The 13,863-nt window shown below is 36.0% G+C and carries 15 protein-coding genes; all 15 read right to left on the bottom strand.

Annotation, left to right across the window (positions count from 1 at the left end):
* Nucleotides 1-4: 4 nt before the first annotated feature.
* Complete coding sequence (gene purR / locus FRX54_RS03910; protein WP_146461274.1) at nt 5-817, bottom strand: pur operon repressor; 813 nt, start codon at nt 815-817, stop codon at nt 5-7.
* 86 nt (nt 818-903) lie between these two features.
* On the bottom strand, nt 904-1,848 hold the full coding sequence (locus FRX54_RS03915) for a 3'-5' exoribonuclease YhaM family protein (protein WP_146461275.1): 945 nt from the start codon (nt 1,846-1,848) through the stop codon (nt 904-906).
* The gene (gene rmuC / locus FRX54_RS03920; RefSeq protein WP_146461277.1) at nt 1,838-3,109 is read right to left on the bottom strand and encodes a DNA recombination protein RmuC; all 1,272 of its coding nucleotides are present in this window, start codon (nt 3,107-3,109) and stop codon (nt 1,838-1,840) included. The genes FRX54_RS03915 and rmuC overlap by 11 nt, the downstream gene beginning before the upstream one ends.
* Before the next feature lie 2 nt (nt 3,110-3,111).
* On the bottom strand, nt 3,112-3,744 hold the full coding sequence (locus FRX54_RS03925) for a thiamine diphosphokinase (protein ID WP_146461278.1): 633 nt from the start codon (nt 3,742-3,744) through the stop codon (nt 3,112-3,114).
* Nucleotides 3,737-4,399: a ribulose-phosphate 3-epimerase gene (gene rpe, locus FRX54_RS03930; RefSeq protein ID WP_146461280.1), complete on the bottom strand. Its 663-nt coding sequence runs from the start codon at nt 4,397-4,399 to the stop codon at nt 3,737-3,739. Before rpe ends, FRX54_RS03925 begins: the two co-directional genes overlap by 8 nt.
* A 34-nt stretch (nt 4,400-4,433) precedes the next feature.
* A complete protein-coding gene (rsgA, locus tag FRX54_RS03935; protein ID WP_146461282.1) occupies nt 4,434-5,306 on the bottom strand; it encodes a ribosome small subunit-dependent GTPase A in 873 nt (290 codons plus the stop codon).
* Between the two features lie 166 nt (nt 5,307-5,472).
* Entirely contained in the window at nt 5,473-7,974 is a 2,502-nt protein-coding gene (locus FRX54_RS06340) for an SEC10/PgrA surface exclusion domain-containing protein (protein WP_186652469.1), read from the bottom strand.
* A 121-nt stretch (nt 7,975-8,095) separates the two neighbouring features.
* Complete coding sequence (locus tag FRX54_RS03950) at nt 8,096-9,100, bottom strand: glycosyltransferase family 2 protein (RefSeq protein WP_146461284.1); 1,005 nt, start codon at nt 9,098-9,100, stop codon at nt 8,096-8,098.
* Nucleotides 9,101-9,112: 12 nt separating this feature from the next.
* Nucleotides 9,113-10,078 carry a glycosyltransferase family 2 protein gene (locus FRX54_RS03955; protein ID WP_146461285.1) on the bottom strand — a complete coding sequence of 322 codons (966 nt, stop codon included), beginning with the start codon at nt 10,076-10,078 and terminating at the stop codon, nt 9,113-9,115.
* Between the two features lie 238 nt (nt 10,079-10,316).
* The gene (locus FRX54_RS03960; protein ID WP_146461287.1) at nt 10,317-10,844 is read right to left on the bottom strand and encodes an Asp23/Gls24 family envelope stress response protein; all 528 of its coding nucleotides are present in this window, start codon (nt 10,842-10,844) and stop codon (nt 10,317-10,319) included.
* 29 nt (nt 10,845-10,873) lie between these two features.
* Nucleotides 10,874-11,065, bottom strand: coding sequence for a CsbD family protein (locus FRX54_RS03965; RefSeq protein ID WP_146461289.1), 192 nt, complete (start codon nt 11,063-11,065; stop codon nt 10,874-10,876).
* A 26-nt stretch (nt 11,066-11,091) separates the two neighbouring features.
* Nucleotides 11,092-11,616, bottom strand: a complete 525-nt coding sequence (locus tag FRX54_RS03970; protein ID WP_146461291.1) for an Asp23/Gls24 family envelope stress response protein — start codon at nt 11,614-11,616, stop codon at nt 11,092-11,094.
* Nucleotides 11,617-11,630: 14 nt separating this feature from the next.
* On the bottom strand, nt 11,631-11,804 hold the full coding sequence (locus FRX54_RS03975; protein WP_146461293.1) for a DUF2273 domain-containing protein: 174 nt from the start codon (nt 11,802-11,804) through the stop codon (nt 11,631-11,633).
* Between the two features lie 13 nt (nt 11,805-11,817).
* Nucleotides 11,818-12,390, bottom strand: a complete 573-nt coding sequence (amaP, locus tag FRX54_RS03980) for an alkaline shock response membrane anchor protein AmaP (RefSeq protein WP_186652479.1) — start codon at nt 12,388-12,390, stop codon at nt 11,818-11,820.
* 444 nt (nt 12,391-12,834) lie between these two features.
* Nucleotides 12,835-13,749 (bottom strand): XRE family transcriptional regulator, encoded by a 915-nt coding sequence (locus FRX54_RS03985; protein ID WP_146461297.1) that lies wholly within the window; start codon nt 13,747-13,749, stop codon nt 12,835-12,837.
* Nucleotides 13,750-13,863 lie beyond the last annotated feature (114 nt).

The following is a 13,863-nucleotide window of genomic DNA, read 5'->3' on the forward strand; positions in this document are numbered from 1 at the left end:
ATAATCAGTCAAAGATATTACCAACATCAACGACAAGATGGTTGCTCTTGGTATCAATCTGCGATACTTTCAAAAGAGATTTATAGATTAAATCATTACGATTTTCCTGATTATTTTCTGCAAAGACAGCAACTCCTGCCAAATGGCAGTCAAATTCTGCTAACAGACTCGTCATGCCTGTAATGGTTCCCCCACCTTTAAGAAAATCATCAACAATCAAAACACGACTACCTGGCTTTAAGCTGCGTTTAGAAAGAAACATTTTTTCTACACGGTCACTAGAAGCACTGACATAATTGATTGATACGGTTGAGCCTTCTGTGATTTTCAAATCTCTACGCACAATGACAAACGGAACATCAAGGACATTAGCCACTGCATTTGCGAGCGGTACTCCTTTGGTTGCAACCGTCATCACTACATCAATTTGTTCATGACGAAAATGATTTGCGATAATCCGACCAACATTTTTCAAAATACGAGGCGTACTCAAAAGATCTGACAGGTAGATGTAGCCTCCTGGTAAAATGCGATCACTCTGAGCCAAGAGTTCTTTTAGCTCTTCCAAAACCTGACGGGCTTCAGCTTGATCCATAGTTGGACGAAATATCACACCATCACTGGCTCCAGCTAAGGTTTCTATTTCACCAACAGAAGTTTTTTCAAAAGCCCGTTTGATAATGGCAATATCTTCAGAAATAGATGATTTAGCTGAGTTATATTGTTCGGCAAAATAACTCAGACTTGTTAATTTATAAGGATGATTGAGCAAATAATTGGAAATAACCACCATACGCTCACTTCGTCTTATTTTCATAGGCTTCTTCTCTTTCATATCTTTCTGTCATTATATGATAATATTATACAAAAAACGAACATTGTTTTCAACAATGTTCTAAGGTTTTATTGGTCCAATTTGGGTTTGTAAAAAGAACGATTTTCCATAGCAAAAAGTTTGGCTGTCCATTCACCATCATCCACTCGATTGAGGGCAGTTGTCATCATCATCATTTTGGCATCAATATTATCAATCATATGCAAGATTTCAGCCTCCATTAAATGCGGACGAACTGGGCTGCCATATTCCAACTGACCATGATGGCTGAGTAACATGTGTCGTAACATCACGACATCTTCTCGCTCATCATCCAATCCCAATTCTAAAGCAACCTTTGTCACTTCTTCATTGATGAGAACAATATGCCCAAGTAGATTGCCTCGTAAAGTATATTCAGTCTGGTCTGGGCCTGATAGCTCTAAGACCTTGGCCAAATCGTGTAGCATAATTCCTGAAATCAGTAGACTAGCGTTAAGATTAGGATAGATTTGACAAATACTTTCGGCCAAACGAACCATGGTTGCCGTATGATAGGCTAAACCTGTTTCAAAAGCATGGTGATTGGTTTTCGCTGCTGGAAAATGGTAGAAGGCATGATCATATTTCCGATAAAGAGCACGAACAATCCGTTGCCAAGTTGCCTGCTCAATTTTAAACATCATCTGCTCCAAGTAATTTCTGACTTCGTTGACATTGACAGGTGGTTTTTCCTTAAACAAACTAGGATCTGACGGCTCCCCTTCCATGGGCAAACGTAAACTTAGTTGATTTACCTGAGGTGTACCATTATAAACCTCGCGTCGTCCTGTCATATAAATCACTCGACCGGCAATAAACTCTTTGACGTTGTGAGGTTGAGCATCCCAAAGATTACCCTGAATCTCACCACTATCATCTTGAAAAGTTAGAGCGATATAATCCTTACCTGCACGTGTTTTACGAACTTCAGCTGTTTTAATAAGGTAAAATCCTTCAAAGTTCTGGTCTTTTTTCATCTGACTAATTTTCATTATTCTCTCCTCCTAGTTGAGAAATTCCCAGTAAAAAGGCTGTATCTTGATCTTGATAACTATCAACCTTATCTAAAGCTCGAACAATCGCATTGGTTCTAGTGGTCATCAAACTATCTAAACTATTGCTCGCTGTACGAAGTTGTTTTTGAGTTTTTTCCAATAACCCACCAAATTTTCCAAATTCTGTCTTAACATTGCCTAGAATCTTACTAATGTCATGGGCATTTTTTTGAATATTCAAGGTCTTAAAACCGACTGATAAAGAATTAAGAAGCGCCGCCAAGGTGCTTGGACCAGCCACTAAAATGTGTTGCTCACGTCTAAGAGCATCAAAGAAATCAGCCTGTCGCACGACTTCAGCATAAAGCCCTTCGGTCGGTAAAAATAAAATGGCAAATTGAGTCGTTTCTGGTGGATTGAGATATTTATTAGCAATATCCTTGGCAAATCCTTTGATACTGGTTAGAAGCTGTTTTCTCTCCTTAGCAATCACTTGCTTATCTCCTAAATCATAGGCTTCTTCCAAACGGTAGTAGTCATCCAAAGGAAACTTGGCATCAACTGGCAAATACACAAATTGACCTTGAGCTTGACCAGGTAGCTTGATGGCATACTCTACTCGATTCTGACTGCCACTAACGGTAGCAAACTCTCGTTCGTATTGCTGAGGACTGAGCATGTCTTCGATGATTTGACCCAGCTGCAATTCCCCTAAAATCCCACGGGTTTTACTGCCAGACAATACCTTACTCAAACTTCCCACATCACGCGCCAAGTTCTGCATTTCGCCCAAACCTTTGTTAACATTTTCCAACTGAAGAGAAACCGTTTCAAAGGAGGCTTGCAGGCGACGATGAAGGGTCTGTTCTAGTTTTTCGTCAACGGTTTGTCTGATTTGCTCCAAACGTTCTTCATTGGAGGTTTGCATAGTATGAACGGCTTGATTTAATTGCTGCGTGATACTTTCCATTCTCTTGTCTGACCAATCACGTTGCTGAGTCAAATTGCGATTCAAAACGTCACGAACATCAGTCAACTGTTGATACAACTCGGCTTGCTGCTGATTAGACTGATTGGACAAGCTGAGCAGTTGCTCCTTATTAGCCAAATCCAGTTGATAGGTGAGTTGATCTGATAATCGATCAGACTGATTATCCAAATTTTCTTGTAAACTGCTCTGCAATTCGACCAAACGGCGATACAAGACTATCAAAGCAAGACCCAAGCAAATCAGTATGATTAAGAAAAGGATTTCCATTATCAGCTCCTATCTTTTGTTTGAATTATGATAACATAACCATCCGTTAGGCTAAGTTTAATCGGACCTGTCAAAAACTCATTACTGGTATAGATTTTTCTTTCAAAAAAATTCGCTTCCGTCAAAGGATATTTAGCATTCTCTAGCTTCAATTTTCCTTGTTCTTCTACCAAAAAAGAAACATAATCAAAATTTGCTTCTGGATACAACTCATGTTTACCAGCCAGTCGATAAGTCACTTGGTTTAAGTCATCCACTAGACAAATCTGATGAGCATAAGAACTCAGTTCTGGATGGCTTGGTAGAAAAATATTGGTCAAGGCGTGATCCAAACGACCTCCCAAGGCACCAAAAATCGTCACTTCTGCTTTTGGAAAGGCTTGAAAAATCTTAATCAAAGCCAATTCAGTATCCGTGTCATCCTTATGACGAGGTGCTGTTATGAGATGACCTGCCGACGCCTCAATTCTCGCAAATTCTTCTGAACTCACTGAGTCAAAATCGCCAATCGCCCAATCTAAAGCCAAACCTTGTTCCAAAAGAAACAGACTACCACGATCAACCCCAACAAACACATCAAATTGACGAGTAAAATAGGACAAGTCACCACCTGCAAACAAGGCAACCTTAGTCATTCAGAGCCTCACGCAACGTATTGACCTGTGCCAACAAATCGCCCTTAAAAAGATAAGACCCCGCCACAAAGACATTAGCCCCTGCAGACTTTGCTAAACCAATCGTAGTATCATCAATACCACCATCAACTTCGATGTCAAAGTCTAAGCCACTAGCCTCACGCATAGCTGCCACCGCTTCAACTTTTTTCATCATTTCAGGAATAAAGGCTTGACCTCCAAATCCTGGGTTGACCGTCATGATCAAGACTTGATCCACCAACTCCAAAACAGGTTCTAATACACTAACAGGAGTTCCTGGGTTAATGACAACTCCTGCCTTCATGCCACTTGCCTTAATTTTTTGCAAGGCTCCATGAATATGAACGGTACTTTCTGTATGAATCGTCATCATATCCGCACCAGCTTGAGCCAAAGCATCAATATAACGTTCTGGCTGCACCACCATCAGATGACAATCAAAAAATAATTGGCTGTGTTTACGCATACTTGCAACCAAGTCCGTTCCAAAACTAATGTTAGGAACAAATTGACCATCCATCAAATCAATATGCACATAATCAACACCAGTTTCTTCAATGCGTTTAAGTTCAGTTGCTAAATTAGCATAATCTGCCGCTAAAATAGATGGTGCAATATGGTTAACTCGTTTCATTTTTTCCTCTTTCTAATGAAAACGTCAGCTTTCTTTACTGACGCTTGATTGTCTTTTTATAAGTTTCACGTCGATTTTCAATCTCACTGAGCAGTTGCAAGTAATTGTCATAACGTATCTGCCAAATTTGACCCGTCTCAACAGCCGATTTGACCTCACATGCTGGTTCATGCGTATGTGTACAAGTCCTAAACTTACATTTAACTGAATGATGTTTAATCTCTGGAAAAGCTTGATTGAGATCTTCACTGGTAGTGACTTCATAATCCAAGGCACTAAAACCAGGGGTATCTGCAATGAGACCACCATAAACATGAAAAAGACTGACTGCTCTGGTCGTATGACGACCTCGACCCAAACTATCAGAAATTTCACCCGTTGCCAAAGCTAACTCTGGTGCCAACTTATTTAACAGCGTTGATTTTCCAACACCAGTTTGCCCCATAAAAACTGTTACACAGTCAGATAAATAAGGCAATAAGTCAGCCATCTCAGTTATAAACTCATAACCAATAGCTTGGTAATGACTGGCTATTTCTGAAAGATTTTGAGTATCTTCTAGTAAATCTGTTTTTGAAATATAAATCAAGGGCTTGATGCCTTTGTGTTCCAAAAGTACTAAAAAACGATCTAAAAGATTGGCATTAAAATCTGGTTCCTTGGCACTCATGATAACGACAGCTTGATCGATATTGACAATAGGAGGACGAACTAAAGCATTTTGTCGCTCATGAATCGCTAAAATATAGCCTTCCGAATTTTCATCAGCTGAAAAATCAACCCAGTCGCCAACATAAGGAGTCTGACCCTTTTTACGAAAATTACCACGCGCTCGTGTCTGATATAGCACACCCTCTGACTCAACATAATAAAAACCAGCCAAAGCCTTAACAATTCTTCCTTGCAAATGATCTCCTTTACCCTTTTGTCTTTATCTTATTATATCAAAAAAATAGCTCAACTCCTAATATCTATTGAACATGAACAAAAAGATGTTCATTATATAAAAAAGATTGAGAATAACTCTCAATCTTTTTCTAATATTTAACTTGATCTTAAACACTTTTCATTGTTTAATCTTCTTTACGTTTGTAAGCCATACCACCAGCCATAGCTAACAAACTCATTCCCACAACACTTGCTAAACGTGAATCATCTCCTGTATTAGGTAAGATTTGACCTTGTGATGAATGATCACTTTTATCTTTAGACATTGTTTGTTCAACTTTTGCTACTAGAGATTGATAACTTTCAGGAGTAGCTTTAGATACGGTTGCTACTTGTTTTTCTACCATTTGAGATGCTGAATTCGTTAATTCATTAACTTTTGCTTCAATAATCTCTTTTGTTGGCATTTGCTTATCAACGTTTTCTTCAACTTTATCCATTGGCAGAGTTGGTACTTCTGTTGTTTCATTCGTTAATGTCTGCTTGTCAACAACCTCTTCTACCTTATCAACTGGAAGCGTTGGAATTTCTGTTACCTCTTGCATTGGTGTCTGCTTGTCAACAATCTCTTCGACTTTATCAACTGGAAGAGTTGGTGCTTCCAATGTCTTCAAAGCTAATAAAGCAACATCATAGGCTTCTTGTTTCACAACTAAGTCATCCTTAGCAGTTGCATATTTTACTTTGGCTTCATCTAAAATTACAATCAGTTGAGATAATTTTTCTTGTTGCTCTGATAGGTTATTTAGAGCTGTTTTTTCATTATCTTGAGCCTGAGCAAGACTTTCTTCTTCTTTAACGACATTCTCTTTAGCTGTTTGTAATTCGTTTTCTGCTTTTGTCAAAGCTTCTTGATTTTTTAATAATTCTGCTTGAGCAGCTAACAAAGTATTTTGAGCTTCAGTTGTGTCTAATGCAGACAAAGCTTGTTGAGCTGTTTCTAATTTAGACTTAGCTTCATCAATTTTTTTCTGAGCTTCTGCTAACTTAGCAGTATCTGGTGCTGTGCCATTAACTAGTGGAGTTGTATCAAATTTCTGCTTATCTGCTGACAGTGGATTGTTTTGTGCTTCCCATGGACGAACAATATACTTATCTTTATCATTATCATATGGGCTATTGCTAGAATCAGAAAAATCATAATTACCAGGAACACCGTTAGCATTATTTTCCTCTAAGAAAGTATGAAGTAAGACAGTGTATCTATCTTTTTTATCATTAGTAGCATTTTTAGGGTTGAATTGAACACTAACACTTGTTGCTGCTAAATCAGTTTTAGCTTTTGTCCCTTCAATTCCTGCAATATCATTAGCACGTTCAAAAGCACGTTTTAAATTGCGTTTACTAGCATCTTCATGTTGGCTGAAAACGTCCTCAAGCATTAACTTTTTAAAACCATCATAGACTAACTCTTTTAGTTGCCCCATAGTGACTGTTTGGCTTGAAGAAATGCTATCTTTAGATAATAACGCTACTGTCTCTTGAACTTGACGTGTTTCTAAATAACGTTGCTTATCCGCATCAATTTCAGCACGCTTAGCTGCCGATGCGTAAGATTTTTCACGGTCTACAGTCGTCGCCAAACCATTCTTAGAAGCCATTTCATTAATTAAGTCATAAGTATAGGCTTCGCTATACTCACCTTTACGTGCATGACCGTCTGGATTATCTGATCCATCTTTAGTTGGATTGAGAACAATCCCCTTAGCAACATCTTGAGCAAAATCATACATACTCACAGTCGAAACAACTGATTGAGTTCCAAATTGTTGGCGAATTTGATTGATAATATTAACTGAAAATAGATTGATTTCTTTTCGTTGATCTTCAGTCAGATTAGCCAAGTCAACTGTAGCTGTTTCTTGGCTACCATCATAAGATAATGCACTTTTTAATTGATTAGCTGCGTTTGTCACCGCTTGAATGGCCGAATTATCAACTGTTTTATTAATGTTAGCTACTTGTTTTTTCAATGCATTAATATAGCTATCACTCAACTTAAATGATACATTATCTACAGGATAATACTTGTCATCTCCTGTGTTTAGTAACTCATTTTTCTCTTTTTCAGCTGTTTCCAAATCTGTTTTTGCCGATGTTACTGCATCTTGTAATTTAGTCTTTTCTTCTTCTGAAGAGCTAGACTGTGCTTGATTAACAGCTTCTTGTGCCAATGCAACTGCTTCTTCTGATTTTGAAACAGCTTCTTGCTGAGTAGATACTTGTTGTCCAGCTTGAACTACAGCTTGATTTGCTGATACAAGATCCTTTTCTGCAATTTCTTTTTCTGATGTCGCCGTTGAAGCATCTGTCTGTGCTTGATTAGTAGTTTGTGCTTGAGTGTCAACAGCCACTTGAGCTGCTTTTACTTCTTCCAAAACAGCGGATTCTGTGTTTTGTGCTGTCGTTAGATTTTCTTGAGTAACTACAACATTTTGTTGGGCATTTTCAAGATCTGTTGTTTGTTCTGAAACAGTTTCGTTAGTTGCCATAACTTGTGTAGTGGTATCTTCAGTAACAGTTTCTGTATCAGCAGATACTTGACTTGCTGTTCCAGCTAAAACACTTGCTACCGCAACACCAGCAACTACCCAACGTTTCTTTGCTTTATACATTTTCTTTTTCATACATCTCTCCTATAATTATATTATTCACTTACCATTATACTACCCCCCCCCCCCCATTTTTGTCAAGGGGTTTTGCTTATTTTTTCAGCGTTTTTCTTGAAACGTATAGGGGAATAGTAAATTAACGAATCGCTTTTCCACGCATGTAAACTTTTAAAAGAGGGAAAAATAACCCATTGGCAACAGACAACAACTTAACTTTTTTACTAGATAATTCTTTCCAAAGCTGTGGATTTAACTCCTTTATTCTCTTTTGATAATCCAAAAACTCTTGTCGACCTTGCTTCGCATCGTCTACATAAAGACAAATATGAGTATCTAAAATAAATTCATGATCTAGTAACTGTTTCTTTAAAATTTGTGTTCTAGTCGCTGATGGATACTCTTTCTCAATTTGATTATAAAGATTAACCAATTGATATGTCACTTGACGATGCATTTCCCGATTCTTAACAAAATTAGCAGGATTAACACTTTGTTCCGCCGTCCCCATACGATAACAATAAACTCGATGAGGCAAATAACAAGCTGTCTGTAAAAATGGCATTGGAAAGGTGATATACTCCATATCAACATAAAACATTTTTTCATCAATATGGATTGCATTTTCTTTTAAAATAGCTGTCTTAAAAGTCGTTGCATGCATCATTGGCAATCGATCAGCTTCTTTCAATAATTGATCATAGCTTACAAGAACACCCGCTTTTTGATGAGGAAAATCTTGTACTTTAATCTCTTTCGTATCCATATTATGATCCTCATAAGGAGTTATCACAATATCAACATCTAAGTCTTGTAAATCCTCAACCAATCTGACCAATTGATCCGTATTAACCCAGTCGTCACCATCAACAACCTTAAAGTATTTACCCGTTGCCAGTTCAATCCCTTTATTGATTGTTGACCCATGTCCTCCATTTTTTTTATCAATAACACGAATTGTATCAGGAAATTGACGCTCATAAGTTCTTGCTTTTTCTAAAGTACCGTCTGTCGATCCATCATTAACAATAAGAATTTCTAACCTGTCATTTATTTTTTCATTTAATAGTGTTGGCAAACAGGCATCCATATATTGTTCTGTATGATAAGATGGCACTGTTATGGTTAAAATTTTTGACATCATGTCAAACTCCTTCTAGACTTTAATTTTTTTCAACAGTAAGTAAGCATCCAAGAATCCTAGACCTAACGTTAACTTAACCGGTTTTGTCAATGTTGAATTGTTAGTAAAAATTCCCTTAAACTCTGGTAACGCTAGTAATTTAGCTAATTCCTGTTTTTTCGATTTATAACTTAAATTACTTTGAGAAATATTGTTAGCAACATTCATCACGATTTTACTACGTAGATAACGAGATAAAGTCGCAGATTCCTGACCAAATTCATCTAACAAAGTTAATAACTGAGTATGTTCTTCTAATTTAGCCTGTAAACGTTCTGGTCGATACACATTAGCAGCCGAACTAGGACGACCAATCACATACGTATAATAATTACCATCTACAATAACCATACTATTTAATTGACGATAAACTTCAAAATTAAATCGAGTATCTTCACCAAAGGTCAATTTAGGAAAAGAAAGTTGATGAGTTAACAAAAAATCTCGACGATATAATTTATTCCACACCGTATAGAGCATATTAGAACCAAAAAGAGATACAAATTGCTTTCTAAACGTTTCTTGATTAAGATAACCATAATAGGGAGAAGTTACTTTCTCAACTATCTTTTTCTGAAAATGATAATCTTGATAGTCAAACATGAGTACATCTGGAAGTAAATCTAAAGATGGCACCAATTGCGTCAAAGGATCTCCTAAAATATAATCATCTGGATCAATAAACCAAATATACTCACCTTGAGCCCGTTCAAGTCCAAATAACCTTGCGTGAGCTACTCCTTGATTAGGAATATGATAACACGTTACTTGATGATATGTCCTTGCATAAGTATCACAAATCGTCGAACTGTTATCCAAAGAACCGTCATTAACTAAAATAATTTCATAATCTTCAAAAGAGGTCTTTAAAATTGAAGTCAAGCATCTCTCAAGATACTCAGCAACATTATAAACTGGTAAAATTAAAGAATACTTCATCTAACTCATTTCCTATTTTTTCAAAATTTACACCATGCATATTAGTTATCATATTTTTGTTACTTTTTTCCACCTAAAAGAAGCCTCATTTTTCTAAAAATAAACAAAAACTTCACAATCCTTCCTTGCGAGTGAACTCTTTTTAACCTTCGTCTTATTATATCAAAAAGTTGATACAATAAAAAGATTAAGGCAATTACCTTAATCTTTTTTACTAAATCTGCTAATTAACTAGATATTAGTTGTTTTCAGATTTTCCCTTAACTTGATTCAAACCCTCGGCTGTGACTTCTTTAGCTTTATCAATACCATCAACTGTCAAGTCTTTAATTTTTTCAGCTTGTTGACTAGCAAAATCACCTGTTTTTTTAGCTGCATCAGTCACCTTATCTTGTAAAGTTACTGAATCTTGCTCATGCTCCTCTTTAGACTTAACATCTACAACTTTAACATTCAATTCAACCAAGTTCAAACGAGTCATCACCGCAATATTTTCGGCCACTAATGCTTTAATCTGATCAACCAATTGAGGAATATCCTTACCATACTCAACAACTATCTTCAGATCAACCGCAACCTCTTCACTGCCAACTTCAACATTAACACCGTCTGTAACATCATCTGAATTGATTAACTTGTCCTTAAAGTCAGATAAAAAACCACCACTAATAGCCAATAGACCATCAATATTTTCTAATGCCTGACCAACAATCTTTGCAATCACTTTATCATTGTAAGCAATACTAGTCTTAATTTCTTGTGTCATTTGTCATTCCTTTCACTAAAAATTAATTTCTAGTCTTTAGTTAAACCCGAAAGAGCACCTTTAACCGTGTCTTTTACATCTTCAATAGATTCTTTAACTTTACCAGATAATTTTTCTACTTGACCTTCAGTCTCAGTCTTCTTATCGCCAGTTACTTTACCAAAGGCTTCCTTAACACCGCCCGCTACTTGTTCCAATTTTGAGTCCATTTTTTCTGACATCTTATTCTCCTATCTCTATAATATTTTTATTTTACACGAGGTTCTGCAATTGAATCCTTGACTTTTTCTGTACTATTGCCAACAGCTGCTTTCAATTTATTTGCTTGTTCAGAAGCAAAATCACCTGTGCTTTCAGCTACATTTGACACTCGATCTTGAAGACTAACAGAATCCGCCTCATGTTGAGCTTTTGTCTTAATGTCAATAACTTTAACATTAACTTCAACGACATCTAGATCTGTCATTTTCTTAACTTCTTGTTCAACTACAGATTTAATTTCACTAAATATTGTTGGAATATGTTTTTGGTATTCAGCTACAATATCTAAATCAATAGCCACTTGTTTTTTACCAACTTCAACATTGACACCTGTTGTCACATTATCACTATTGATTACTTTATCTTTTAAATTAGCGAAAAAACCACCACTAACAGCCAAAAGTCCATCAACTGAACTAATTGCTAAACCAACAATTTTTTCAATAACTTTGTCTTCATAGGTTAGTTCACCTTGGATAGCCGCTGGTTTGTTTACATTATTATTTGTCATTACTGATCCTCCTTTTATTTCTTAAATATTCCTAATTGATCTACACGATAGCCTATATAAAAGCCAAGTCCTGCTAATAATAGAAGGAACAAAGTATTAAAAAATCCTATTTTAATTAGCAAGAAGGCAAGAAATAGACCACTTAGAGCCCCAATAATGGGAAGCTTCATTTTTTCTAAATCTTTCATCTTAATCTCTCTTCTACTCTACGCGTCCAGATTGACGTACTGTTGTTTGCTTAGGTAAAATATTCTTAACTTTAACTTGAAAAGATAATTTTTGTGACAGACCAAAGAACTCAACCAAGCCTTTTTCAACTGTCTCTTTTACCTCAGCCAACTTGTTGACTACATCATTTTGTTCTGCTACAAGTCCCAAGATCGTAACTTTTAAACGTCTCTTAGATACTTTAACCTTTACCTGTGATTGTTCTAAAACTCCACTTTCTTCTACAATTGATTTGATAAAGCCAACCAAGGCAGACTTTTCCAACAAAAGTTTACCCTTATCATCAAGTAAAGTTAACTGAGTATACGTTTTCGGATAACATAACACAATTAATAAAAACAAAAACACTAATAATAACAAACTAACTGATAGCCAAAATAAGCCAACAAAAAGCCACTTAGGAAGACTATCTAGTGCTAATACTTGTAACCATGACCAAGACGATCCAAGCGACACATAGCCCTTGCTACTAGCAATCACGAATAACAAAAGGGGTAGAAGGCTAATCGCAAATATGCTAGCGAGAAACTTTAAATATTTTGACACACGATTTACCTCTAATAAAATTTATAAATTTACGTTAGAACAATGAGATAAAACAATTTATTATCTCTGCTCTTTAAACGAATTAAATTACTTTAAAAATAACTGGGGGTACCTTTTAAATACTCTATGACGTCAATAGATTTATTTGTTAACGATTTCATTCTAACAAGATTTTTCTTAAAAATCAAATAAAAACCCTTAAAATAGTAGATTAAGCAACTCAAAAATCTTTTAAAAAGCGTACAAAATCCCGCTATACAACTACTTTCTTAAACAAAAAAGAGAACAACTGTTCTCTTATAAATTTTCTACTAACCAGTAATAAGAAGCCAAATATTGAAAACAAGTTGGAGTACTAGTAGTTTTTTCATATCCGTCATCCTTTCTCATTTTATGATAATGTTATTATAATAGAAAAGTAAAAGTAAAAACAGGACATGCATGTCACTTTACATTTCCCAAATGTGCTAAATCTATGTCTTTTTCTTTGGTTAAATTAGTCCAAAGAATGTCATCTCCTATGTCTTTTGCCAATAAAATTGCCATATCATAAGCTTGTTGAGCTTTCTGTTTATCTCGAGATTGATAAACGGCATACTTAGCCCTAAAACACAAGGTAACTGGTCGATAAACCTGCTGCAAGGTTTGCTGAATAATCTCATCCATTCGCTCAACCGTCTGCAACATCTTTTCATAATCTTGACTCACAAGATAAGAACCAGCAAATGCACTTAAAACTCCTAATAAGGCTACATTATAAAATTCATTTCCTTGTATTGCCTGTTTTCTCACTTTTTCAAAACAAATTCCAAACTTTTCTGATTCATAAGTGACATCTTGGCATTGCACTGCATAATATTGTAGCAACAGTAAATCATTCAATACATAGACATCTTTAATTAGAACCTGTTCAAAATAGTCAGCAAATAGAGAATCTGCACGCTCACCCTCAGAATGAAGTCGCCAATCTAACAAGCGTTCAATCAAATCTAGGGTCAACAGCTCTTCATCGGGTAATAAATCAAAATACTCTTGATAGATTTCCTCGATGATTCGGTGTTTTTCTGCAATTCGCTCGGTATTACCATAGGAGCTACTCTTAAACAAGAGATATTTTTTCTCAAAGTATGATTCTGGTATATGAATGCTATTGTCACCCAAAATATCGGTTACATACATCCCTAATGTTTCAGCAATATATTCCAATTTCAGCAAGGTCGGCAAGGACTTACCTTGTTCAATCCGCATAAGCTGTCTGACGGTCAATTCTGTTTCTGTCCCACAAAACTGCTCACGAGTTAGCCCTCTTTTCTTACGCTCTGCACGAATTTTATTGCCAATGACTTCCTTTTTGTCCATCGTTTCCCTCTTATGCATATTTATATCCTAACAACCTAAGTTTAACATGTTTTTTCATAAAATGAAAGCGTAAGCAATAATTAGAAAAACTTTTCTTTGATTTTGAAAACAATT

Source organism: Streptococcus sp. sy004 (assembly GCF_007859205.1).
Classification (GTDB): domain Bacteria; phylum Bacillota; class Bacilli; order Lactobacillales; family Streptococcaceae; genus Streptococcus.